This is a genomic window from Streptomyces sp. NPDC045021 (genome assembly GCF_056432645.1).
In genome coordinates, this window is record NZ_JBWKIQ010000021.1 from 83,132 (window position 1) to 106,954 (window position 23,823).

17 protein-coding genes are annotated in these 23,823 nt (G+C 71.6%); 8 read left to right on the top strand and 9 right to left on the bottom strand.

Annotation, left to right across the window (positions count from 1 at the left end; translation table 11 throughout):
* Positions 1 to 48: 48 nt before the first annotated feature.
* The 5 genes from AC07DC_RS38990 to AC07DC_RS39010 all read right to left on the bottom strand — a co-directional run bounded on the left by AC07DC_RS38990 (position 49) and on the right by AC07DC_RS39010 (position 7,757).
* Positions 49 to 1,815: an LCP family protein gene (locus AC07DC_RS38990; protein ID WP_478919533.1), complete on the bottom strand. Its 1,767-nt coding sequence runs from the start codon at positions 1,813 to 1,815 to the stop codon at positions 49 to 51.
* Between the two features lie 5 nt (positions 1,816 to 1,820).
* Positions 1,821 to 3,632 (bottom strand): LCP family protein, encoded by a 1,812-nt coding sequence (locus AC07DC_RS38995; RefSeq protein ID WP_478919534.1) that lies wholly within the window; start codon positions 3,630 to 3,632, stop codon positions 1,821 to 1,823.
* Between the two features lie 17 nt (positions 3,633 to 3,649).
* Positions 3,650 to 5,314: an LCP family protein gene (locus tag AC07DC_RS39000; protein WP_478919536.1), complete on the bottom strand. Its 1,665-nt coding sequence runs from the start codon at positions 5,312 to 5,314 to the stop codon at positions 3,650 to 3,652.
* 219 nt (positions 5,315 to 5,533) lie between these two features.
* Positions 5,534 to 6,823: an LCP family protein gene (locus AC07DC_RS39005; RefSeq protein ID WP_478919537.1), complete on the bottom strand. Its 1,290-nt coding sequence runs from the start codon at positions 6,821 to 6,823 to the stop codon at positions 5,534 to 5,536.
* 181 nt (positions 6,824 to 7,004) lie between these two features.
* Positions 7,005 to 7,757 carry a TIGR03089 family protein gene (locus tag AC07DC_RS39010; protein ID WP_478919538.1) on the bottom strand — a complete coding sequence of 251 codons (753 nt, stop codon included), beginning with the start codon at positions 7,755 to 7,757 and terminating at the stop codon, positions 7,005 to 7,007.
* Between the two features lie 128 nt (positions 7,758 to 7,885).
* Here AC07DC_RS39010 and AC07DC_RS39015 point away from each other — a divergent pair, with 128 nt between their 5' ends.
* The 3 genes from AC07DC_RS39015 (at position 7,886) to AC07DC_RS39025 (ending at position 11,547) form a co-directional block, all read left to right on the top strand.
* Complete coding sequence (locus tag AC07DC_RS39015) at positions 7,886 to 9,313, top strand: peptidoglycan recognition protein family protein (RefSeq protein WP_478919539.1); 1,428 nt, start codon at positions 7,886 to 7,888, stop codon at positions 9,311 to 9,313.
* Positions 9,314 to 9,479: 166 nt separating this feature from the next.
* Positions 9,480 to 10,562, top strand: coding sequence for a mannose-1-phosphate guanylyltransferase (manB, locus tag AC07DC_RS39020; protein WP_478919540.1), 1,083 nt, complete (start codon positions 9,480 to 9,482; stop codon positions 10,560 to 10,562).
* Between the two features lie 61 nt (positions 10,563 to 10,623).
* Positions 10,624 to 11,547 (top strand): DNA-3-methyladenine glycosylase family protein, encoded by a 924-nt coding sequence (locus tag AC07DC_RS39025; protein WP_478919541.1) that lies wholly within the window; start codon positions 10,624 to 10,626, stop codon positions 11,545 to 11,547.
* A gap of 47 nt (positions 11,548 to 11,594) precedes the next feature.
* On the opposite strand, the gene AC07DC_RS39030 is transcribed toward AC07DC_RS39025, so the two are convergent.
* From AC07DC_RS39030 to AC07DC_RS39040, 3 genes are read right to left on the bottom strand one after another with little or no spacing between them, the layout of a single operon-like run.
* A complete protein-coding gene (locus tag AC07DC_RS39030; protein ID WP_478919542.1) occupies positions 11,595 to 12,923 on the bottom strand; it encodes a coenzyme F420-0:L-glutamate ligase in 1,329 nt (442 codons plus the stop codon).
* Complete coding sequence (gene cofD / locus AC07DC_RS39035) at positions 12,920 to 13,876, bottom strand: 2-phospho-L-lactate transferase (protein WP_478919544.1); 957 nt, start codon at positions 13,874 to 13,876, stop codon at positions 12,920 to 12,922. The genes AC07DC_RS39030 and cofD overlap by 4 nt, the downstream gene beginning before the upstream one ends.
* Before the next feature lie 26 nt (positions 13,877 to 13,902).
* Entirely contained in the window at positions 13,903 to 14,424 is a 522-nt protein-coding gene (locus tag AC07DC_RS39040) for a cysteine dioxygenase (protein ID WP_478919545.1), read from the bottom strand.
* A gap of 656 nt (positions 14,425 to 15,080) precedes the next feature.
* On the opposite strand from AC07DC_RS39040, the gene AC07DC_RS39045 reads away from it, so the two are divergent.
* The 3 genes from AC07DC_RS39045 (at position 15,081) to AC07DC_RS39055 (ending at position 20,987) form a co-directional block, all read left to right on the top strand.
* Positions 15,081 to 15,344, top strand: a complete 264-nt coding sequence (locus AC07DC_RS39045) for a WhiB family transcriptional regulator (protein ID WP_093737255.1) — start codon at positions 15,081 to 15,083, stop codon at positions 15,342 to 15,344.
* Positions 15,345 to 15,612: 268 nt separating this feature from the next.
* Positions 15,613 to 19,386: a glycosyltransferase gene (locus AC07DC_RS39050; protein ID WP_478919547.1), complete on the top strand. Its 3,774-nt coding sequence runs from the start codon at positions 15,613 to 15,615 to the stop codon at positions 19,384 to 19,386.
* Between the two features lie 128 nt (positions 19,387 to 19,514).
* Positions 19,515 to 20,987: a DUF5719 family protein gene (locus AC07DC_RS39055; protein WP_478919548.1), complete on the top strand. Its 1,473-nt coding sequence runs from the start codon at positions 19,515 to 19,517 to the stop codon at positions 20,985 to 20,987.
* 39 nt (positions 20,988 to 21,026) lie between these two features.
* Here AC07DC_RS39055 and AC07DC_RS39060 read toward each other — a convergent pair whose 3' ends face one another.
* Entirely contained in the window at positions 21,027 to 21,488 is a 462-nt protein-coding gene (locus tag AC07DC_RS39060) for a metallopeptidase family protein (RefSeq protein ID WP_478919549.1), read from the bottom strand.
* 238 nt (positions 21,489 to 21,726) lie between these two features.
* On the opposite strand from AC07DC_RS39060, the gene AC07DC_RS39065 reads away from it, so the two are divergent.
* Together AC07DC_RS39065 and AC07DC_RS39070 are read left to right on the top strand one after the other, a co-directional pair.
* Positions 21,727 to 22,191 (top strand): DUF3499 domain-containing protein, encoded by a 465-nt coding sequence (locus AC07DC_RS39065; RefSeq protein ID WP_478919570.1) that lies wholly within the window; start codon positions 21,727 to 21,729, stop codon positions 22,189 to 22,191.
* Between the two features lie 82 nt (positions 22,192 to 22,273).
* Positions 22,274 to 23,632, top strand: a complete 1,359-nt coding sequence (locus AC07DC_RS39070) for a phosphomannomutase/phosphoglucomutase (RefSeq protein ID WP_478919551.1) — start codon at positions 22,274 to 22,276, stop codon at positions 23,630 to 23,632.
* Positions 23,633 to 23,823: the final 191 nt, after the last annotated feature.

Below are 23,823 nucleotides of genomic sequence, written 5' to 3' on the forward strand. Positions count from 1 at the left end.
GCCGGCCAGGACCGCTACAGGTCCCGGCCGGCAGGTTGAGGGTGCGCGCTACCAGACGTAGTGGGCGCCCGGGTAGGTGTTCACCTTCATGCACGCGGAGGTGTCGGCACCGTTGAGCGCGGACGAGGTGTCGGGCGCCTTGTCCGTGGCTCCGGTGCCCGAACTGCCCGCGGTCTTCGGGTACGTGGTGCCCGTACGCCAGTCGGAGCCGACGACCAGCGTCACCTTGGTCACGCTCTTGGAGCTCCGTACCGCGCTGTCCGGCAGACCCAGTGCCTTGGCCACCGCCTGGGCGTCGCCCTTCAGGGAGGCGCTCGGGTAGCTGACCGTGGTGTCGGTCTGCGTCTGCGGGGTGGTGTCGGCGGCGGCCTGGGTGAAGCCGAGGGTGCCGAGCCGGCCGGCGATGGTCTTGGCGCGGCCACTGACCGCGGCCTGGGACGCGGTGGCGGTGCCGTTCCGCACGATGACGTCGATCTCGCCCTTGGGCGCCGCCGGGTCGGCGGGGGTGGCGCTCGCGGTGGCGGTCGCTCCGGGCGTCGGCGCCTTGGCCTTGCCGTCGACCGGGTTGTCCGCGCGCACCAGCGCGAAGAGCTTCTCGGCGTCACCCGGCTTCGGGATGACGTGCGCGTTGTTCTTGGGGTCCCAGTTCCACGGCATCGTGGTCATGGTGATCCGGTTGGCGGGCACCTTCTTCAACTCGTTGCCCAGGTCGTACAGCTTCTTGACGGTGCCGAGGCCGGTGTCGACGGTGACCGACTTGGTCGCCGCCTCGGCGAGGCTGGTGAGCTGCCCGGGGTCGGTGAGCTTCGCGCCCTTCTTGAGCTCGCGGATCATCGAGTTCATGTATAGGTGCTGCGCGTGGGTGCGGCCGAGGTCGGTGCCGTCCTCGAAGCCGTGCCGGGTGCGCAGCCACTGCAGGGCCTGCTCGTCCTTGATGATCGTCGTGCCCGCCTTGAGCTTCAGCCCGGACTGCTTGTCGTAGATGTTCTTGTCCACGCAGACCGGGACCCCGCCGATGGCGTCGGCCATCTTCACCACACCGGCGAAGTCGACCATCATGAAGTGGTCGATGGAGATGCCGGTCATCTCCTCCCACGTGGCGACCGTGCAGCCCGGACCGCCGTGCGTGAGGCTGGCGTTGATGATGTCCTCGGACTTCTTGTAGACCGTGCCGTCGTGCGGGTCGGTGCACTTGGGAATGGTCACGCGGGTGTCGCGCGGGATGCTGATGACCGTCATGTTGGTGCGGTCGGCCGACAGGTGCAGCAGCATCTGGACGTCGGCCCGCGGCTTCTCGCCCCGGGTGTCCGCGGCGCCGCCGAGCTTCACGTTCTCGTCGGAGTTCCGGCTGTCGGAGCCCATCAGAAGGATGTTCAGCGGAGTCTGGCCCTCGGCGTTCGCCTGCGGCTTGGAGAGCTTCGCGTCGCTGAGGTTGAGCTCGTCCTTCTTGATGTTCGCGTTGAGGTGCTCGTAGTACGCCCAGCCCGCGCCTGCCGTACCGAGGACCGCCACCGCGGTGCCGATCCCGATCCAGCTCAGCACCCGGCGCCGGCGGCTGCGCGGAGCCTTGCGGGACCGGGAGCCACCCCGGCGGTGGCCGCTGCTCGCTGCCTGCCGAGACGTTTCTGCAGAGCGGGCACCCGGCTCTCCGGCCCGCCCGGACGCGGAGTCCGCGTACGAGTCCGCGTACGGGTCCGCGCCGGGCGTGCCGGCTTCCGACCCGTACAGGCTGTCGTCCCAGCCCAGTTCTGAGGGGCTGTTCTGCGCGGGAACGCCGTTCCGCGCCGCCGGGCCTCTGCTTCGCCGGTGCTCCACGTCCTCTACTTCCACTGGTAGGGCTTGTAGACGTTCATGCAGCCCTTGTCGGTGCCGTTCAGCGCGTCCGCGTTGGTCGGGACGGAGCCGGCGCCCGGAGCCGTCTTGCCGTAGTCGGTGCCCGAGGTCCAGTCCGCACCGATGATCACGGTGACGGCCGTGGCATCGGCCGTCGCCTTCACCGCGGCGGCCGGGATCTTCAGGGCGGTGGCGACCGCCAGCGCGTCGGCCCTGCCCTGCTCACCGGCGCTCGCCGGGTAGTTGACGACCGTGCCCTTGCTGGGCTTAGGGGACTGGCTGGCCTTCGCCTTCGTGAAACCGCCCGTGACCAGCGCCTTGGAGACGTTGGACGCGCGGTTCTCGACCGCCGTGCCGTTCTTGTCGCCGGCGGTTCCGTTCACGACGCTGACCGCGATGGTGGCCGGTGCCGCCGCGGCCGGACCGCTCTTGGTCGGCGTGGGCTTCGGCGTGTTCGCGGCGGTGCCGTTGGCATCCATGGCGACGTCGTTGCGCAGCAGCGTCCAGATCTTCGCCGCGTCCGCCTTGGCCGGGATGTAGTGGGCATCGGGGTTCAGCGGATCGGCGATGTGCGGCATCGTCAGCATCGTCATGCGGTTGGCCGGCACGCTCTTGAGCTCCATGCCGAGGTCGTAGAGCTTCTTCGGCGTTCCGATCTCCTTCGAGACCCGGAACGCCTCCATCGCCTTCGTCGCCAGGTTGTTGAGGCGGGCCGGGTTGGTGAACAGGCTCTGGCTCTGCAGATTGCGCATCATCGAGTTGAGGTACATGTGCTGCGCCTTGGCGCGGCCCGCGTCGTCACCGAAGGCGTGCCGGGTGCGCAGCCACTGGAGCGCCTGCTCACCCTTGACCGGCCAGGTGCCGGCCTTGAGCTTCAGTCCGGAGCCGCCGGGCTGAAGCTTGGTCGGGTGGTCCCAGATGTTCTGGTTGACGCAGACCTCGACATCGCCGACGGCGTCGGCCATCTTCACCACGCCGGCGAAGTCGACGGTCATCCAGTGGTCGATGTAGACGCCGGTCAGGTTCTGGATCGCCGCGCGCGTGCAGCCCGCGCCACCGCGGCCCAGCGACTCGTTGATGATGTCGTTCTCGGTCGCCTTGAACGTCTTGTGGGTGGCGGAGTCCGTGCACTCGGGGATGGGCATCCGGGTGTCACGGGGGATGCTGACCACGGACATGTTGCTGCGGTCGGCGGATATGTGGAGCAGCATGATGACGTCGGCGCGGGGCGGCTCGCCCGCCGTGTCGCGGGCGCCGCCCAACTCCTTGTTCGCCTCGGAGTTGCGGGCGTCGGAGCCGAGTACCAGGACGTTGAGCGGGGTGTCGCCGTTGGCGTTCGCCTTGGACGGCGCCACATCGCTCTTGCCGCTGTTCAGGTCACCGGTGCGGATCTTGCTTGCGAGGTATTCGTAGTACGCGTATCCGGCGCCGGCGCCGGCGAGGATGAGCAGCGAGAGCGTGCCCGCCACCCAGCGGAATATCTTGGCCTTCCGGCTGCGCGGCTGGCGCCGGCCACCGGCGCGGCGGTGGCCGCCCCCGCCGGTACCGCCGCCCCCGCCGTTGCGCTGCGCGGGCACCGTGGGTGTGCCGGCGCCGACCAGGGTGGGGTCCGTTACCGCGCCCGTGACGGTGCCCGCGCCGGGGCTCCGATGGGAGCCCGTACGGGAGGCGGAGCCGTCACCGGACCCGTCCCACCCCTGGCCCTGGTCCCGGCCCTGGTACAAGCTCTCGTCCCAACCGGGATCTCCCGGCCCCGAGGCGTCTCGCGCCCCACCGCCCCGTACACCGCTGTCCCTCATGGCCCCCCCTGGATACGTCATTTCGCGCAGACGCTCTTGTCGTCCGCCACGACCTTCTGAATTCCCTCCGGCGCCGCGGTCGGCGCGGCTATCGGCGTGCCCGCTCCCTTGAAGTCCTTGCCAAGGGTGAGCGTCATGTTGGCCTTGGCGGCCGCGTCGACGGTCCCCGGCTGCAGTGCGGTCGCCGGCAGCCCCATCATCGCGGCCAGTGCGCGCGCCTGGTCGGCCTGGTTCGGCGCGTAGACCAGCGTGGTCGTCGCCACCGTTCCGGCCGGGGCGTTGCCGCCGTTGGTGGAGCGGTTGACGGCCTTGGTGTTCTGCAGCCAGTTGATGGTGTCCTGCGCGGCACCCGTCACGCCACTGCCGTTGAACACCTTGACACGAACCTGTGACGCGGGCGCCTTGGTGCCGGACAGCTTGTTCGGGCCCGCGGGTGAGCCCGCGGCGCCGGGCTTCTTCGTCACCTCGGTGAGCGAGATGTCGCCCTTCACCATGGAGAAGACCTGCGGGGCCTTGGTCGGGTCGAGGATGACGGTCTTGTGGACCTTGCCGTCCGCCGGGTTGTCGATGACCGGGACGGTGGCGAAGGTGATGTTCTTGGTGTCGACGGCGCTGAGGTCCTTCGCCAGGTCCGACAGTTTCGAGATGGTGCCGATGGCCTTGTCGACGGTGAGCGCCTTGGTGGCCGCGTTCGCCAGCTTCCACAGCTTGGTGGGGCTGGTGAGGGTGTCACCCGACTTCATCTGGCGGATCATCGAGCCCAGGAACTGCTGCTGGAGCTTGATGCGGTCCAGGTCGCCGCCGAAGCCGACCGCGTGCCGGGTCCGTACGAACGCGAGCGCGTCGTCGCCCGACACCTTGTGGTGGCCCTTGCCGAGGTCGAGGTGCGACTTGGGGTCGTTGATCGGCTTGGCCAGGCAGATGTCCACGCCGCCGACCGCGGTCGACAGGTCCTTGACGGCGGTGAAGTTGGCCATCATGAAGTGGTCCGGTTTCACGCCGGTCAGTTTCTCGACGGCGCGCATGGTGCACCCGGGGTCGCGGCCCTCCTGGCCGAGGCTGGTGTTGAACCGCACCTTCTGCTCGGCGGCGACGGTCTTCATCGAGCCGTCCTTCTGCTTTGTCGGGCAGTCCGGAATGTCGGTGATCAGGTCGCGCGGAATGCTCAACGCGGTCGCGTTGGTGCGGTCCTTGGAGACATGGAACAGGATCGTGGTGTCGGCATGGCCGACGCTGCCCGCGTCGCCGTACTCCTTGCCGAGCCCCTCACGGCTGTCGGTGCCGATCACGAGGATGTTCACCGGGCCGTCGCTGGTGACGTTCTTGCTGCCCGCGTCTCCGACGTCGACGGTCGTGATGTTGTTGTTGAAGTGCTGGTAGACCAGATAGCCACCGATGGAGCCGGCCACCAGCACGAAGCCGACCGTGGCCGCGGTCCAGACGAGGACCTTCTTCTTCCGGGACTTACGGGGCTTGGCCTTGCGACGGCTCGCCCGGTTCTGGGGGCCCGAGGGCGCGCCGCGGGTGCCCTGCTGCTCGCGGCGCTCACGCCTGCCGCCCTGCTCGGGCACGCTCTGTGACGGAGGTTCCACGGGATCGATCCGCAGCACGTAGCTGCCAGTCTCCGGATCAAGGACCCACTGGTCTGCCGGGTCGATGTTCCTACGGCCTTGCGTGTCCACGGTTGCTCGGGTCCTCCGTCGGTGCCACGCGGCGCCTGCCCCCTGGGCGCTCGATCTTCTGGTCTTCCGTGTGAATGCTGGCCGGTTTGACCATCCTCCGGTCCGGCCGGATCGCTCACACTAGCCCCACACTTCAGCGTCTAGTCACGTGCGTGACAAATTCCACTCCCCTACAACTGGACAAACCATCCAATCCAACCGGCCTGTTGGCCATACCTTTTATTGCGCTTTACCACAGATGTCTTGGTCGGCCGTCGTGCCCGGAAACGTCGGTTCCCCCCCGGACGGCACCGGAGTCGTTGTCGTACCCCGCGACTTGTCGTCCGCCGGAGCGCCGGTGGGCGTCGGTGCCGCGGTCGTCGGCGCGGCGGTCCTCGGTGCCGCGGCCTTCGGTGTGTCGACCGTCCCCGACACCCCGACCGGCTTGTCCGCCCGGAGTGCGGTGAAGAGCTGATCGGCCTCGGGCTGGATGAGTTCGTCCCGGTCGTTGTTGTTGCTGTACGGCCGGCGCGGCGCCGTCAGGAAGCGCACCGCACTGGTCGGGGTGTTCTCCAGGCTGCGGACGAGGTCGTACAGCTCGCTCAGCGAGTCCAGGCCCGGGTCCGCGGTCAGTGACGACGTGGCCGCCGAGAGCAGCGGGTAGAGCTTGGTCGGGTTGAGCAGCACGCCGTCGCTGCGGATCTTGTTGACCAGCGAGGCCAGGAAGTCCTGCTGGCGGTTCATCCGCTGGGTGTCGCTGCCGTCGCCGATGGTGTACCTGGCGCGCACATAGCCCAGGGCCTGCTCGCCGCGGAGCGTCTGCTTCCCGGCCGGCAGGTTCAGATGCGCCTCCGGGTCGTTGATCGCTTTCGGTACGCACACCTCAACTCCGTCCACGGCGTCGACCATCTTCTTGAAGCCGTTGAAGTCCACTATCAGATGGTGGTCGACACGGATGCCGGTCATCCGCTCGACGGTGCGGATGGTGCAGGCTGCCCCGCCGAATTCGAACGCCCAGTTGAACTGGACGTACTTCTGCTGGGTCATGGTTCCGTTCGCCTGCGTGCAACTGGGCACATGGGCCATCAGGTCGCGCGGGATGCTGACCAGGGTCGCGCTGCTGCGGTCGGCGGACAGGTGCAGCAGGATCGTGGTGTCGGAGCGCTGGGTACCGCTGTCCTTGCCGTACTTGGTGTTGCCGTTGCCGCGGTTGTCCGACCCGATGAGCAGGATGTTCTCGGCCGAGGTGGGGCCGGGGTCGGGCCGTTCCGCCTGGATGCGCTCCAGCTCGTTGGCGGTCCTGAAGTCGGTCTTGATGTTTCCGTCGAGCTGCCGGTACAGGTACCAGGCGGTTCCGGTGCCCGCGAGGAGCAGGAGGGCGGTGCAGCCGCCGAGAACGCGCAGCCAGCGGCGCCCCTTGCGCGCCGCGGGTGCGGCGGGCGGGGTGTCAGCGCCCTCGGCGCCTTTCCCGGTGGGCGAGACGTCCTCCGGTTCCGGCGGCGGGGCGGGCGTGCCTCCTTGCGTGGTCACGTCTGCGCCCATCCCTCGGTGAGTCACTCGGTGCCGGACTCATCGGGCTGCGAAGCCCGACCGGCACCCGTTCAGACAGCCGATTCCCGTACATGGTTGCGTGACATCGCTCTTCCGCTTGCTCGGTGATCAACCAAGCATCCCCCAGGTCGGGGCGGAGGGCCCGGGGGAGGGGTCGGCGCTAGGCCGTGTGGGTGACGCGCTCGCTCTCCCGGCGCTTGGCCAGCTGGTCGGCCGGAAGCCGGTCCAGGTGCCGGCACAGGACCACGGAACCGTCCGTGGCCAGCGGCGCCAGCAGGCCCGCGGCCAGCCCGTCCCAGTCGTTGAACGACCGGCCGGAGAGCAGCCGGGAGCCCTGGCCCAGGCCCAGCTCGGCGGCGGTCCCCCGGGCCCGCCCGACCACCTCGGCGGCGGTCAGCAGCGAGCCGTCCGGGAGCTGCAGCGCGGGTGCGTCCGGTCCGACGGGGGCGTACGGCGCGAAGCGGTCGCCCTGGCTGGGGACCTCGACCGCGTAATCGGCGAAGCCCGCCGGCGGCTGCGGGAAGCGGCCGCCGAGCGGGCGCAGCGCGAGCGCGACCCGCTCGCCGTCGCAGGCGAGGGCGGCGTCGAGCGTTTCCGGGCCGCTGACCACCAGGTCGGCGGCGGCCGGATCGCCGCCGGGGACGACGACCACGCCGGTGGAGAAACAGGCGAGCAGCCAGACCGCGGTCTGCCAGTGCGCGGGCAGCAGCAGCGCGAGCCGGTCACCGGGCTGCGCGCCGAGGTCGTCCTGGATCAGATTGGCGGTCTTCGCCACCCAATTGCCGAACGTGGCCACCGAGAGTTCGACACGTTCGCCGGTGGCGTCGTCGTAGAAGGTCACCAGCGGGCGGGCCGGCTCCGTCCGGAGGGCGTAATCCAGCAGGCCGGCGGGGGTGTTGGCGGTAGCGGTCACGCGGCTCAGGCTACCGGTCGCCGGGTCGGTGGGCCTCGCCCGTACGGCCGAGGGAGGACGGCCGTTCCGGCGGACTGTCCGTCAGATCTCGACTGGACAGATATGAGGCTTATGTAACGATCTGTCGTATGCGTGCATTCCTAGCCACCACCATCGGCGTCGCGTGCACGGCCGCGCTGGCGCTTCCGTTCGCCGTACCCACGGGCGCCGCCGCACACAGCGGCAGTTCCGCACGGCCGGCCCAACCGACAGCCCCCCGACTTCCCGGCAGCACCCGCACCCTTCCACTGGTGTCGCTCGCCGCCCCCGTCACCGACCACGGAACCGACCGCGCGCCCGGCGCCCCCGCCGAGCAGGGTCTGTCCGCCCGTCAGGTCGCCCCCTTCTCGCTGCTCGGCGTCACCTGGGACAACCGGGCGGCCGATCTGGACGCGGTCGTCCAGGTCCGCACCCGGGCCACCGGCACCGGCGTCTGGTCGGGCTGGCAGGACGTACAGGCACACAACGACGACACGCCCGATCCGGGCGACCGGACCGGCCGCGGCGCCACCGCCCCGCTGTGGGTCGGTGCCTCGGACGGCGTCCAGGTCCGCGTACGGCCGGGCCTCGGCGGCGAAACGGGCCCCCGTGCGGGCGACCCGGTCGTGCCGATGCCGGGCGGACTGCGCCTGGAGATGATCGACCCGGGCGACGACGGCCCGACCAACCCGACGGCCCCGGCCAATCCGACGGCCCCGACCAGCCCGACCGCCCCAACCGGACCGACCAGTCCGACCGCTCCAACTGGACCGACCGCTCCGACCGCTCCAACTGGACCGACCAGTCCGACCGGCACTCCGGTTCTGGACGACCGGGGCGTGGAATCGGGCACCGTCCCGGGCGTAGCTCCGGTCACCGAGCTCCCCGCGCTCACCAAGGAGGAGACCACGGCAGCGGCGGGCGGCGCGGCGTTCGTCGGCGCGCGCCCCCGGATCGTCACCAGGGCGGGCTGGGGCGCGGACGAGAACCTGCGCGAAGCGGGCTTCGTCTACACCGGCAAGGTGAAGGTCGCCTTCGTCCACCACACCGCCACCGGGAACAACTACACCTGCGGAGAGGCGCCCGCGCTCATCCGCAGCATCTACCGCTACCACGTGGAGAGCAGCGGCTGGCGGGACATCGGCTACAACTTCCTCATCGACAAGTGCGGAACCATCTACGAGGGCCGCGCGGGCGGCGTCGACAAACCGGTCATGGGCGCCCACACCATGGGCTTCAACACCGACAGCATGGGCGTCGCGGTGCTCGGCACGTTCACCTCCTCCTCGGCCCCGGCCGTCGCGCTGAAGGCGGTGTCGCAGATCGCCGCCTGGAAGCTCGGTCTGTACGGAGGCAATCCGACCGGCACCACCCATCTGGTGTCCGCCGGCGCGAACCTCTACAAGAAGGGCACCAGCGTCAAGCTCAACGTCATCTCCGGCCACCGCGACGGTTTCGCCACCGAGTGCCCGGGGACGAAGCTCTACGGTCAACTCGGCACCGCCCGCAAGACGGCAGCCGATCTGCAAGGTCGCTGAACCACCGTCCACCCCACTTCCGCGGCCCCGGCGACCACTGCGTCCCGGGGCCGCGGAACGAGTGCGTTCGGGGGCCGCGCGGCGGTGCGAGTGGTCAGCTCATCCCTTCATCTGCCTAAGATTGCCGCCCACCGGCCCGCCCACCAGGAAGCAGAGAAGAACCCAGGTGACTGAAGCGATCCTCTTGGTCGGCGGTAAGGGCACGAGACTGCGCCCGCTGACGGTGCACACACCCAAGCCCATGGTCCCGGCGGCCGGTGTGCCGTTCCTGACCCACCAGCTCGCCCGCGCCCGCGCGGCCGGCGTCGAGCACATCGTGCTCGCCACGTCCTACCTCGCCGAGGTCTTCGAACCGCACTTCGGCGACGGTTCCGCGCTCGGCCTGCACCTGGAGTACGTCACCGAGGACGAGCCGCTCGGCACCGGCGGTGCCATCCGCAACGTCGCCTCCCGACTCCGGTCCGCCCCCGGCGACCCCGTCCTCATCTTCAACGGCGACATCCTCACCGGCCTCGACATCCGCGCCCTCGTCGAGAACCACCGCACGACCGGCGCCGATGTCTCGCTGCACCTGACGAAGGTCGCGGACCCGCGCGCGTTCGGCCTCGTCCCCACCGACCCCTCCGGGCGCGTCACGGCCTTCCTCGAAAAGCCGCAGACCCCCGAGGAGATCGTCACCGACCAGATCAACGCGGGCGCGTACGTATTCAACCGCTCGGTGATCGACAGCATCCCGGCCGGCCGACCGGTCTCCGTGGAACGCGAGACGTTCCCCGGCCTGCTGGCCGCCGGCGCGCATCTGCAGGGCATGGTCGACTCCACGTACTGGCTCGACCTCGGCACTCCGCAGGCCTTCGTCCGCGGCTCCGCCGACCTCGTCCTCGGCCGGGCGCCGTCCCCGGCGGTCCCGGGCCGCCGGGGCGATCGGCTCGTCCTGGAGGGCGCCGTCATCGGAGAGGGCGCCAAGCTCACCGGGGGCACCACCATCGGCGCCGGCACCACCATCGGCGCCGGCGCCCGCATCGACGGCAGCCTCGTCCTGGAGGGCGCGGTCGTCGAGGACGGCGCCGTCGTCCGCGACTCCCTCATCGGCACCGGCGCCACCATCGGTGCCCGCACGGTGCTGGACGGCGCGGTCATCGGGGACGGCGCCACCGTCGGCGCGGACAACGAGCTCCTGCACGGTGTCCGCGTCTGGTGCTCCGCCCACATCCCCGCCGCCTCCGTCCGCTTCTCCTCCGACCAGTAGCGTCCGATCAATAGTCCGGCCAGTAGCGGGGCCGAGGGCCCGGGCGACTAACCTCGGTCGGGTGCTTACCAGTACCCGTAGCTGGACCCCCGAGGGCCGGCCCGACCTCCGCCTGACGCTGGGCCCGCTGGGCCGCGGCCCGGGTGATCCGGCGTTCCGGGTGGCGCCTGACGGCGCGATCTGGCGGGCGGCCCGCACCCCGCAGGGTCCCGGCACGCTGCGGATCACCGCGGCCGACGGCGTCGTACGGGCGCAGGCCTGGGGCGACGGCGGAGACTGGCTCCTGGAGGCGCTTCCCGCGCTGCTCGGCGCGGGCGACGACCCGACGCCGTTCACCCCGCGCCACCGCGTCGTGCACGAGGCGCACCGGCGGAACCCGGGGCTGCGGCTGACCAGGACCGGCCTCGTTCTCGAATCGCTGATCCCCGCGATCCTGGAACAGAAGGTCACGTCCGACGAGGCGTACCGCGCGTGGCGGCTGCTGCTGCGCCGACACGGCGAACCGGCCCCCGGCCCGGCCGGCGGCACCCCCGACGGCGGGATGTACGTCATGCCCGCCCCGCGCCAGTGGCCCCTCATCCCGTCCTGGGAGTGGCACCGCGCGGGTGTCGACAACAAGCGGTCGGCGACGATCCTGCGTGCGGTGCGGGTGGCCGCGCGGATGGAGGAGGCCGCCGCGATGGACCTGGCGGCGGCCACCGCCCGGCTGACGCTGATCCCGGGCATCGGCCCCTGGACGGCCGCCGAAACGCTGCAGCGCAGCAACGGTGACCCGGACGCCCTGACCGTCGGCGACCTGCACCTGCCGAACATCGTCGGATTCGCCCTGACCGGGGCACACCGCACCGACGACGCCGCGATGTGCGCGCTGCTGGCCCCCTACGAGGGCCAGCGCCACAGGGCGGCGCGGCTGATCCTGCTCAGCGGCCGGGTACCACCTCGGCGTGCGCCGCGCTTTGCACCACGTGACATCAGTCGGATCTGAGCGGCCCGCGCCGTTGGTGGGTGCGGGGGCCGGGTCCGGTCTGCGGGTCAGCGGACCGAGATGAACTCCTCCGCGGTCCGTTCCGGCCGAGCCTTCGGCGCAGCCGACGCGTGGCCGACGGCAACCGCGCCCATCGGGTCCCAGTCGTCCGGCAGCCCGAGGACGTCCCGCACGACATCGCGGCAGAACATCGTCGAGGAGACCCACGCGGAGCCGAGCTGCTCGCCCGCGAGGGCGACCAGCAGGTTCTGCACGGCGGCGCCGACGGCGACGACGAACATCTCGCGTTCCGCGCCCGCCCGCCGCGCGTCCGGGTACGCGTGCGCACCGTCGGCGACCAGGCACGGCACGATCAGATAGGGGGCCCGGCGCAGCACGTCCCCGCGCCGCAGCCGGCGGGTGATGTTCTCCTCGGGGAAGCCGTCGGCGCGCAGGTCCGCCTCCCAGGCGTCCCGCATGGCGTCGAGCAGCCGCGTCCTGGACTCCTGCGACTCCAGGAGGACGAACCGCCAGGGCGTCGTGTGGTGCGGGGCGGGTGCGGTGACGGCCAGGGCGACGGCCCGCCGGACCGCGGCGCCGTCCACCGGCTCCGCGGTGAAGTCCCGGACCGTGCGGCGGGCCGCGACGGCCTCGCGGATGGCTTCCGACGTACCGAGCCGGAACATGTCCGCGCTCGCGTCCCGTACGAGGGCGCGGGCGCCGGGCCCGTCGTCCGCCGTCACCAGGTGGCCGAGCCCGCGGACGACGGCGACCGGCAGTCCGGCCGCCTTGCCCTTGACGAGGTCCCCGGCGGCGGCGAGTTCGTCCCCGGTGGCGGTCACGGTCATGCTCAGAGCATTGCCGTGCGAGTCGGTGCGACCGCGCAGGTCCTCGAGGACGCGCAGCCCGGCGGCGCCGATGGCGACATCGGTGAGCCCCTCGCGCCACGGCCGCCCGAAGGTGTCCGTGACCACGACGGCGACCTCGACGCCGAGCGCCGCGCGCAGCCCCTCCCGTATCGCGCGGGCGGACGCGTCCGGGTCCTCGGGCAGCAGCAGTATGGTCCCGGGCGCGGTGTTGGAGGCGTCGACGCCGGCCGCGGCCATGACGAAGCCGTGCCGGGTCTCGACGATCCGGGTGGGTCCGCGCCGCGCGACCAGCCGTACCATCTCGGCGTCGATCGCGGCCTCGCGGTCGTCCGCGCGGACGATCCGGCCCTCGGCCTTGCTGACGATCTTCGACGTCACCAGCAGCACATCGCCGTCGGCGAGCGCGGGATCCGCGGCGGCGATCAGCTTGGCGAGGTCGTCACCGGGCTGTACCTCGGGAATCCCGGAGACGGCCAGCACCTGGAAGGACGGGATGGTCACGTCCGCCGGGAAGGACGGAGCCGTCACGCGCGGACCTCCTCCGCCAGTGCCAGTGCCTCGCGCGCCATGGCGGTGGTGGCTTCGAGGTCGGTCATCATCAGCGGCACGGCCCGGCAGCGGATGCCCGCCGACTCGATGCCCTCGACCGCCGCGGCGTCCACGGTGTCGACGAGCCAGCCGTCGAGCAGCCCGGATCCGTAGTGGGCGGCGACCGCCGCGGCGGTCGTCTCGACCCCGACAGCCTCCAGGACCTTGTCCGCCATACCGCGCACCGGCGCGTTGCCGACGATCGGCGACAGCCCGACGACGGGGACGCCCGCTTCGGCGATCGCTTCACGGATGCCCGGCACGGCCAGGATGGTGCCGACGCTGACGACCGGGTTGGACGGCGGGAAGACGATGACGTCCGCCTCCGCGATGGCCTCCAGGACACCGGGGGCCGGCTTCGCCTGCTCCGCGCCGACCGGCACCACGGCATGCGCCTCGACGGAGGCGTGCAGCCGCACCCAGTACTCCTGGAAGTGCACGGCCTTGCGCTCGCCGTCCACATCGATGAGGACATGCGTCTCGACCCGGTCGTCCGACATGGGAATGAGTCGGACGCCCGGCTGCCACCGCTCACACAGCGCTTCGGTGACGGCGCTGAGCGGGTAGCCCGCGCCGATCATCTGCGTCCGCACGATGTGCGTCGCGAAGTCGCGGTCGCCGAGCCCGAACCACTCCGGTCCCACGCCGTACGCCGCGAGTTCGGCCTTGACCGCGAACGTCTCCTCGGACCGGCCCCAGCCCTGTTCCTCGTGGATGCCGCCGCCGAGGGTGTACATGACGGTGTCCAGGTCCGGACAGACCTTGAGTCCGAACAGGTGGATGTCGTCCCCGGTGTTGCCGATGACGGTGATGTCCGCTTCCGGTGCCGCTGCTTTGAGGCCGCGCAGGAAACGGGCCCCCCCGATGCCTCCGGCCAATACCACGATTCGCATGGGGGACAGTCTGTCAGCCCGCTCTGTCAGCCCCGCACGGACTCCTGCGCCGGCTCGTGCACGGAGGGCGCGGTGCAGGCGGCATAGGGGGTCATCGCGGTGAGGCCGGGGAAGTAGACGTGCAGGCTGACGGCCGGTTCCAGGGAGTCGTTGACGACCTCGTGGAGGTAGCCGGGCGCGAAGGCGCGCTGGCCGCCCGGTACGAGCGCCCGTCGGACCTCGCCCGAGCCGGCGGACAGCGCGCGCTCGGTCAGTTCGCCCTGCAGGACGGTGAGCACGCCGGAGGAGCCGCCGTGGTCGTGCAGCCCGCTGCTCTGGCCGGGCACCCAGCTGAGCAGCCACACCTCGTAGCCGGGGCCGGTCTGCAGCCGGGCGTACCAGCGTGTGGTGGCGTCGTAACGGACCAGCGGCGCCCACCGGTCGCGGTCGGCCGCGATGGAGCGGGCCAGGCCGGCGAATTCGGCGACGGTGCTGGGGTGCTGGGGCACCGGGGGAAGGAGGTGGGGGAGGGCGAGCGGGTCGCCGGCGATCGAGACATCGCTGTACATGTGCGGGGGTTCCTTGCCGGAAGCTGCGGAGGGCGGCGGACGCGACACCGAGCGACGAAGAGAGCGCCCGGCGGTCCAGGAATCAGGACTCAGCGGCAACAACAGGAACGGCGACAGCGGACCGGCACAGCGCGGTGGGACTCGCGACGGCGAGTCCGAACGGGCGCATGGGTCACTGCTGGCATGGGTATAGGAGACCGGTCTCTTCTACGGCTTGTCAACCTCTTGTCCGTTATGTCTCAAATGTTTCACCTGAACCGGTTGGGCAAGGTGGTGAAAGGTTTGTGCGGAGAGATGTACGGATAGGTGGCGCAGCAACCGCACATGGGAGCGTCGTTCTTCTCGGTGTCGCCGCGCCCCTGTGGCCGGATTGTGATCCACAACGCTTCGTCCCGCGAGGCGGAACGCGACCCAGGGTTGCGGCGTCTGACGAGGTGTGGGCAGTGGATCAGCTGGAGCAGGGTTGACAGATGCTGGCGTTTGGGATGATTTCCACACTTTCTGCCAACCCTTGGTTCAGCGGAGTGAATAACGGACCCAATAGCAGATCTCGGCTTGACTGGCCCGTATCGGCACACTTGTAATTTCACTCGTGTCGTTCTGCCGTACCGGTAACGGCAACATCACGGGGAAGCAAAGACAGACGAGGGGCGCGCATGACCGAGCAGTTCCAGCTTCTGCTGGCCGAGGAGGCTGACGAGGAACTCGGGTGGCAGGAGCGCGCGCTGTGTGCGCAGACCGATCCCGAATCGTTCTTCCCGGAAAAGGGCGGATCCACTCGCGAGGCGAAAAAGGTCTGTCTCGCCTGCGAAGTCCGCTCCGACTGCCTCGACTACGCACTCGCCAACGACGAACGCTTCGGTATCTGGGGCGGCCTGTCGGAACGCGAACGACGACGGCTCAAGAAAGGCGTGGTCTAGCGCCTGCCCGCTCCACAGGCTTCGCACGGCCCGCCTCCCGGCCTCATCCGCCGGGAGGCGGGCCGTTGTTGTGTGCGGGGCCGGTGTCGTGCCCGTTGCTGCGACCGGTGTCGGATCCGGAGTTGTGTCCCCGGCCGGGGAGTTATCCACAGGCGCCGGGAAGGGCCGGGGGCGTGAGCCGTTAGTGTGGGGGCCCGTCCGAGGCGCGCCGTCCACCCCAGTGGTCACAGCGTCCACCGCAGTCCAGCGAACCGGGGCCCGAACCTCGATGTCCGTGAACAGCCAAGCGTCGGCCTTTTTCCCGGCCGCCCCAGAGTTGCCGCGCCATGTCGTCACCGCCGTGCTCGTCGCGCACGACGGTGCCCGCTGGCTGCCCAACGCGCTCTCGGGCCTCCTTGCCCAGGACCGTCCCGTCCAGGACGTCATCGCCGCCGACACCGGCAGCGCCGACGACTCCGCCCAACTGCTCGCCGGATCCATCGGTGCCCAGCGGGTGCTCCACCTCGCCCGCCGCACCAGCTTCGGTGCGGCCGTGGACGAGGCGGCCCGCGCCGCCGGCCGGCTCACCGCCGAGCAGCTGCCCTACCTCCAGCGCGCCAGCGGATGGGATCCCGTCAGCCGCAGCTGGAACGATGACGCGTACGACGAGCCCGACCACCCGCACGGCGAGCCCGTCGAGTGGCTCTGGCTGCTGCACGACGACTGCGAGCCCGAACCCGGCGCCCTGGCCGCCCTGCTGCGCACCGCCGACTCCTCGCCCTCCGCGGCGATCGTCGGCCCCAAGCTGCTCAGCTGGTACGACGGCCGCCAGCTGCTGGAGGTCGGGGTCAGCATCGCCCGCAGCGGCCGCCGCTGGACCGGACTGGAACGCCGCGAGCAGGACCAGGGACAGCACGACCAGATCCGCCAGGTCCTGTCGGTGTCCAGCGCCGGCATGCTGGTCCGCCGGGACGTGTGGGACGAGCTCGGCGGCTTCGACCGCCATGTGCCGCTCATGCGCGACGACGTCGACTTCTGCTGGCGCGCCCAGGCCGCCGGCCACACCGTCCTGGTCGCCCCGGACGCCGTGATGCGCCATGCCGAGGCCGCCTCCCGCGAACGTCGCCCCGTGGACTGCGCCGGCCGCTCGGCCGTCAACCCCCACCGGGTCGACAAGGCCGGTGCCGTCTACACGCTGCTGGCCAACACCCGCGGCCCGCTGCTGCCCTACGTGATGCTGCGGATCATCCTCGGCACCCTGCTGCGCACCCTCGCCTACCTCGTGGGCAAGGTGCCGGTGCAGGCCGTCGACGAGATCCTCGGGCTGCTGCGCGTGCTGCTGCGCCCCGGCCGGCTGTTCGGCGCGCGGCGCCGCCGCGGCCAGGGCGCCGTCCCGCCGTCCGAACTGCGGCCGCTCTTCCCGCCGCCGGGCGCGACCGTCCGGGCCACCGTCGACCAGGTCGTCAGCAACTTCTCCGGACGCTCCGAGGCCGCCGCCGCGGCCGCCGGCCGGCACGGCGGCGGCATCGAGTCGGGACCCGGCGACGAGGACGGCGAGTTCATCGAGGTCGAGCAGTTCGCCCGGCTCAAGCGCATCGCCCGCAAGCCGGGACCGATGCTCTTCGCCGTGCTGCTGGTCGTCTCGCTGGCCGCCTGCCGGTCGCTGCTCGGCTCCGGCGCGCTGACCGGCGGCGCGCTGCTGCCCGCCGCCCCTGGCGCCTCCGACCTCTGGGCCTCGTACAGCGGCGCCTGGCATGCCCTGGGCACCGGTGGCACCCAGCCCGCCCCGCCTTATCTCGCGGTCCTGGCGCTCTTCTCGACCATCCTGTTTGGCAGCACCGGGCTCACCCTGACGGTGCTGCTGGTCGCCTCCGTCCCGCTGGCCGGCGTCACCGCGTACTTCGCGTCCAGGCCCCTCGTCGAGTCCCGCCTGCTGCGCGCCTGGGCCAGCGTCGCGTACGCGTTCCTGCCCGCCGCCACCGGCGCGCTGGCCGGCGGCCGGCTCGGCACCGCGGTCCTCACCATCCTGCTGCCCCTCATGGCCCGCACCGCGATCGCCACCGCGGGACTGCAGCTGACGGACGGCGCCATCGAGCGCGGCGCGCGGCCCAGCTGGCGCGCCACCTGGGCGCTCGCCCTGATGCTGACGTTCACGACCGCCTTCACCCCGCTGGTCTGGCTGATCGCCCTGGTGCTCTGCGCGGGCGTGCTCGTGCTGCGCGTGGTGCGCGGCCAGCAGCGGCTGCTCGTCCCGCACCTGCTGCGCTTCGCGGCCCTGATCGTCACCCCGGTCGTGCTTCTCGCGCCCTGGTCGCTGTCTCTGCTCACGCATCCCGGGCGCTTCCTGCACGAGGCCGGCATGCCGTACGGCACCAAGGCCGCCACTGGCGTCGACCTGCTGATGATCAGCCCTGGCGGACCGAACGGCTCCGGCGGCCTGCTGCTCATCGGCCTCGTCCTCGCCGCGCTCGCCGCCCTGATGCGGTCCGAGCGCCGGCTGGCGGTCCTCACCGCCTGGGCGGTCGCGCTGGCCGGACTGCTCTTCGCCATCCTGGAGAACGGCGAGGCGTGGGCGGGTCCCGCCACCCTCGTCTACGGGCTCGCGCTGCTGTCGGCCGCGGCGATCGGCGCCGAGGGCGCCAAGGACCGCATCGCCGCCATGGGCTTCGGCTGGCGGCAGCCCGTCGCCGCGCTGATCGCCCTGGCCGCGGCCGCGGCTCCGCTGCTGGCCGCCTTCACCTGGGTACAGGACGGCGCCAACGGGCCGCTCAAGCGGCATGACCCGGTGCAGGTCCCCGCGTTCGTCGCGGAGGAGAGCACCAGCAGCGACCAGGCCCGCACCTTGGTGCTCGACGGCAAGCCGACCGGCGTCTCGTACGTCCTGGTCCGTGGCGCCGGCGCGCGTCTGGGCGACGCGGAGCTCGCCGCCGAGGCGGGCCGCGACAGCCGTCTGGACGACACGGTCGCCAACCTCGTGGCAGGCTCCGGCGCCGACCAGGCGACCCGCCTCACCGGCTACGCCGTCCGCTACGTCCTCGTCCAGCCCGGCGCCCCCCGCGAGATGGGCAGGGTGCTCGACAGCACCCCGGGCCTGACCCGCGTCAGCCAGGCCGACGGCAGCGCCCTGTGGCGCGTCGACACCCCCGTCTCCCGGATCGCCATCGTCAGCAAGGACGCACCGCCGGTGCCCGTCCCGGCATGGCGCGTCGAGGCACACGCCAAGATCCCGGCCGGCGGCGAGGGACGCGTCCTGCGCCTCGCGGACGCGGCCTCCCCGGGCTGGCAGGCCACCCTCGACGGCCGGCCGCTCAAGGCCACCGAGGTCGACGAGTGGGCGCAGGGCTTCGTCCTGCCCACGGACGGCGGCCGGCTCGACGTCTCCTACCAGGACCCGGTCACCCACACCGGCTGGCTGTGGATCCAGGGCTTCCTGGCGCTCGTCGTGGTCGTCCTGGCTTTGCCGGGCCGCCGCCGCCAGATCGACGACGACCTGCCCGAGCAGGACGCCGTCGCCGCGGACATGGCCGCCTCCGGGATCCCGGGGCAGGCGTCCGGCGAGGGCCGGCGCGCCCGCCGCCTGCAGGCCGCCGCGGACGCCGAGGCCGCCGAGGCCGCCGCCGAGGTGGGCCCCGACGACGGAACCGAGCCCGACGCGCCGAGCCGGGCCGAATCCCCGGCCGCGGCGATCCCGGACCAGTACGACCCGTACGCGGCAGCCGCACCGGTCGACCCGGGAGGCGACCCGTACGCCGCCGTCCCGCAACAGGATCCGTACGGTCAGCAGTGGGACGGGTACCAGTACGCCGCCCCCGCGGACCCTGCCGGCTACGACCAGAACAGCGGCTACGACCAGCAGAACAGCGGCTACGACGAGCAGAACAGCGGCTACGACCAGCAGAACCAGAACGGCGGCTACGACCAGAACAACGGCGGATACGCCGACCCCTACACCTACGGCGGGCAGCCGCAGCCGGCCTACGACCCGTACCGGCAGGACGACGACGGCAACGGGTACTACACCGACGGCGACCAGCACCGCGACGGGGGCAACCGCCAACCCTGAGCACCAGGACCTGGCGGCACCGAGAACCCGTCCCGCCGGGTCCCCCACATCAGCCACGTCACGCACGTCACGCCGGCCGTGACCAGGCCGACCGGCCGGCCCCGGGCAACACCGCGAGGTGAAAGTCAGTGAACCGCAGCATCCTCTCCCTGGCGGGAGCGACCGCAGCACTCGCCGCGCTCACCGGCGCGGCCGTGCTCACCGGCGCCGGCGACCCGGCCGCGGCGCCCGTCGGCTCCGCCGCCCGGCAGCCCGTGCAGCGGTCGGCGCTCCTCTGCCCGGCGCCCTCGTCCTCCGAGTTGGCGTCCACCACGTACACCTCGTTCACGCCCAAGGGCGCGCAGCCGGGCAAGCAGGGCACCGCCCAGCTGGTGCCCGCGACCGGAGCCGCGAGCACCAAGGCCAAGCCGCTCGCCCCGCTCACCCAGCCGGGTGCGCCCGTCACCGCCAAGGTGGACAAGGCCGACAGCCCCGCGCTGATCGGCACCGCCGAGGGCGGCCTGGCGCCCGGCTGGAGCGTCCAGCAGACCACCGTGATCGGTGTGGGCCCCGGCCGTGCCGTACTGGGCACGTCCTGCGTCGCCCCGGACAGCGAGTTCTGGTTCCCGGCCGCGAGCACCGCCGCCGACCGCCAGGACTTCCTGCACCTGGTGAACCCCGACGACATGGACGCCGTCGTCGACATCGAACTGTTCGGCAAGGACGGCGTGCTGAAGGCCACGACCGGCGACGGCGTCTCCGTCCCGTCGCAGGGCAGCACGTCGATCCTGCTCTCCACCCTCGTCACGGAGAAGGTCCCGGACCTGACCGTGCATGTCACCGTCCGCAGCGGCCGGGTCGGCGCGGTCGTCCAGGCCGCGGACAGCAAGCTCGGCGCGGACTGGCTGCCAGCCGCGGAAGATCCGGCCACCAGCCTGGTCTTCCCCGGCATCCCCACCGACGCGACATCCGTCCAACTCGTCGCGTACGCCCCCGGCCAGGACGACGCGGACCTGACGGTGCGGCTCGCCTCGCCGACCGGCTCCATCACCCCGGCCGGACACGAGACGCTGCACGTCAAGAGCGGCATGACGAGCACGATCGACCTCGGGGACGTCACCAAGGGCGAAGCCGGATCCCTGCTGCTGGCCGCGAGCGACGCCCATACGCCCGTGCCGATCGTCGCCGCTCTGCGGATCACCCGGGGCACCGGCGCCAAGCAGGAGATGGCCTTCCTGCCTGCCACCGCGAAGATCGACGAGCGGGCCACCGTCGCCGACAACCGGATCAAGGCGTCGACGCTGTCCCTGGTCGCACCGGGCAAGGAGGCGATCGTGAAGGTCACCACCTCGGCGGCCACCGACGGCGGAGCGCCGGTCAGCAAGAACGTCACCATCAAGGCCGGGACCACGCTGGCGATCGAGCCGCCCGCGCCCTCGTCGGGCAAGGGCGCCTTCGCGGTGACCGTCGAGCCGGTCTCCGGCGGCCCGGTCTACGCCTCGCGCATGCTGTCGCTGCCCCTCAACGGCATCCCCATGTTCACCATTCAGCCGATGCCGGACGACCGGGGCACCGTCGTGGTCCCGAAGGTCCAGCCGGACCTGACGATCCTCGACGACTGACGACTGACGACTGACGACCGGGAGTAGGCCCGGCCGGGCCTACTCCTGCCCGTACTTGGGGTCCACGTTCTCCGGGGAGAGCCCCAGCAGCTCGGCCACCTGCTCGACGACGACCTCGTGCACGAGCATCGCCCGCTCGTCGTGGCTCTTGGCCCGGATCTCCACCGGGCGCCGGTAGACCACGATGCGGTTGGGTGCGTCCTTGCGGCCGCTGATCAGCCGGCCCAGCGGCACGCTGCCGTCGGCGGAGTCGTCCGGCGTCGCCGGTTTCCCCGCGTCGGAGACGAGCGGCACCTCCTGCACGGCGAACTCGACGTCGGCCAGCTGCGGCCAGCGCCTTTCCAGGCGGTCGGCGGCGTCCCGTACGAGATCGTCGAAGGCGTCCGCGCGCGTGAGCGCGAGCGGCACCTGCGGGGGCGCGATGGGTCCGCGCATCCCGCGGCCATGGCGGTCGCGGCGACGCGGACGGGGGTCTGGAGAGGGAGGTACGGGGCTGTCCATCGCCTTTGAGCCTAGTCCTCCCAGGGCCGCGGTACACCGCGGACGCAGGGTGGCGCGCCATCCGCCACGACAGTTGCGGGACGCCGCATGACACGTGGTCCGAAAGTGTCCACCGGCTGGGCGGCCGGTCCGGGAATCCCCGCCGGTTCACCCTCATGATCGTCGGCGGACGGGCCGGATCACCGAGAAGAAACCGTTCCGCCCGCGCCTCCCCGCAGGTCAGCCCACGATCGCGGTTATCAGGCGTTCCCGGCGAACCGGGACGACACGACAGGGTGAGGTCGCGGAGAGTCGTCGCGGCCCGCTCAAGAGTGCGGTAGCGTCCAACGTCGTGAGCCCTGTACGTCGCTGTTCGCGGACCGCTTGCGGCCGACCCGCCGTGGCGACGCTGACGTACGTCTATGCGGACTCGACCGCCGTACTCGGCCCGCTCGCGACCTACGCCGAGCCGCACTGCTACGACCTCTGCCACGAGCACTCCGAGCGCCTCACCGCCCCGCGCGGCTGGGATGTGGTCCGGCTCGCCGTCGACAGCGGCCCCGTCCTCCCCAGCGGTGACGACCTCGAAGCGCTCGCCAACGCCGTGCGCGAGGCCGCCCGCCCGCCGGAGCGCCCCGCGAACGCCTCCCGTGGCCGGGAGGCGGACCCCAGAGAGGTTGCCCGCCGGGGCCACCTGAGGGTGCTGCGCTCGCCGGAGTCCTGACCGGACCGATCACCCCGCCGGGGTAGGTTGAGCGGGAGTTTTCCGCGCGCCGTCGTCCGGCGCTGTTCAACAGGGGTGTGCTGTGTCCGACTTGTCGCAGATCGTCAAGGCCTACGACATTCGCGGCGTGGTCCCGGACCAGTGGGACGAACCGCTCGCCGAGCTCTTCGGCGCCGCGTTCGTGACAGTGACCGCGGCCGAGGCGATCGTCGTCGGCCATGACATGCGCCCCTCCTCGCCCGGACTGTCCCGCGCCTTCGCGCGCGGTGCGGCCGCCCGCGGCGCCTCCGTCACCGAGATCGGGCTCTGCTCGACGGACGAGCTGTACTTCGCCAGCGGCCAACTGGACCTGCCCGGCGCGATGTTCACCGCGAGCCACAACCCCGCGCAGTACAACGGCATCAAGATGTGCCGCAGGGGCGCGGCCCCCGTGGGCCAGGACACCGGCCTGGCCGACATCCGGGCGCTGGCCGAGCAGTGGAGCGAGAAGGGCGCGCCGGAGCCCGTCGCCACCGCCGGGGTGATCACCCAGCGGGACGTGCTGGCCGACTACGCCGGCTATCTGCGGGGCCTGGTCGATCTGGGCGCGATCCGCCGTCTGAAGGTCGTGGTCGACGCGGGCAACGGGATGGGCGGTCACACCGTTCCCACCGTCTTCGCCGGGCTGCCGCTGGAGCTGGTGCCGCTCTACTTCGAGCTGGACGGGACGTTCCCCAACCACGAGGCCAACCCGCTCGACCCGAAGAACCTGGTCGACCTGCAGGCCAAGGTCCTGGAGACCGGCGCCGATCTGGGTCTGGCCTTCGACGGCGACGCCGACCGCTGCTTCGCGGTCGACGAGCGCGGCGAGCCGGTGTCGCCCTCGGCGATCACCGCCCTGGTCGCCGCCCGCGAGCTGGCCAAGCACCCCGGCGGCACGATCATCCACAACCTGATCACCTCCTGGTCGGTGCCCGAGGTCGTCAAGGAGCACGGCGGCAAGGCGGTCCGCACCCGCGTCGGGCACTCCTTCATCAAGCAGGAGATGGCACGCACCGGGGCCGTCTTCGGCGGCGAGCACTCCGCGCACTACTACTTCCGCGAGTTCTGGAACGCCGACACCGGCATGCTCGCCGCGCTGCACGTGCTGGCTGCGCTCGGCGCCCAGGACGGGACGCTCTCCGAGCTGGTCGCCGAGTACGACCGCTACGCCGCCTCCGGCGAGATCAACAGCACCGTCGCCGACCAGGCGGGCCGGGTGGCCGCGGTCCGCGGCGCGTACGAGAGCCGGCCGGACGTCACCCTCGACGAGCTCGACGGCCTCACGATCACCACGGCCGACTGGTGGTTCAACCTCCGCGCCTCCAACACCGAGCCGCTGCTCCGCCTCAACGTCGAGGCCCGCGACGCGGCCACCGTCGCCCGCGTCCGAGACGAAGCCCTCGCCATCATCCGCGCCTGACCCGGCCGCACCCGAGACTCGACCGCGGCCACTCGGCCGCACCCCGGCCAGTCGGCTCCACCCCGGCCACTCGGCCGCACCCCGGAGACTCGGCCCCACCCCGGCGTTAGGCTGATCACGCGGGATACCGCAGCCCGTGCACAGCAGTCCGTACGTCACCGTCACATCGCGGTCACATCACCGTCCGAATC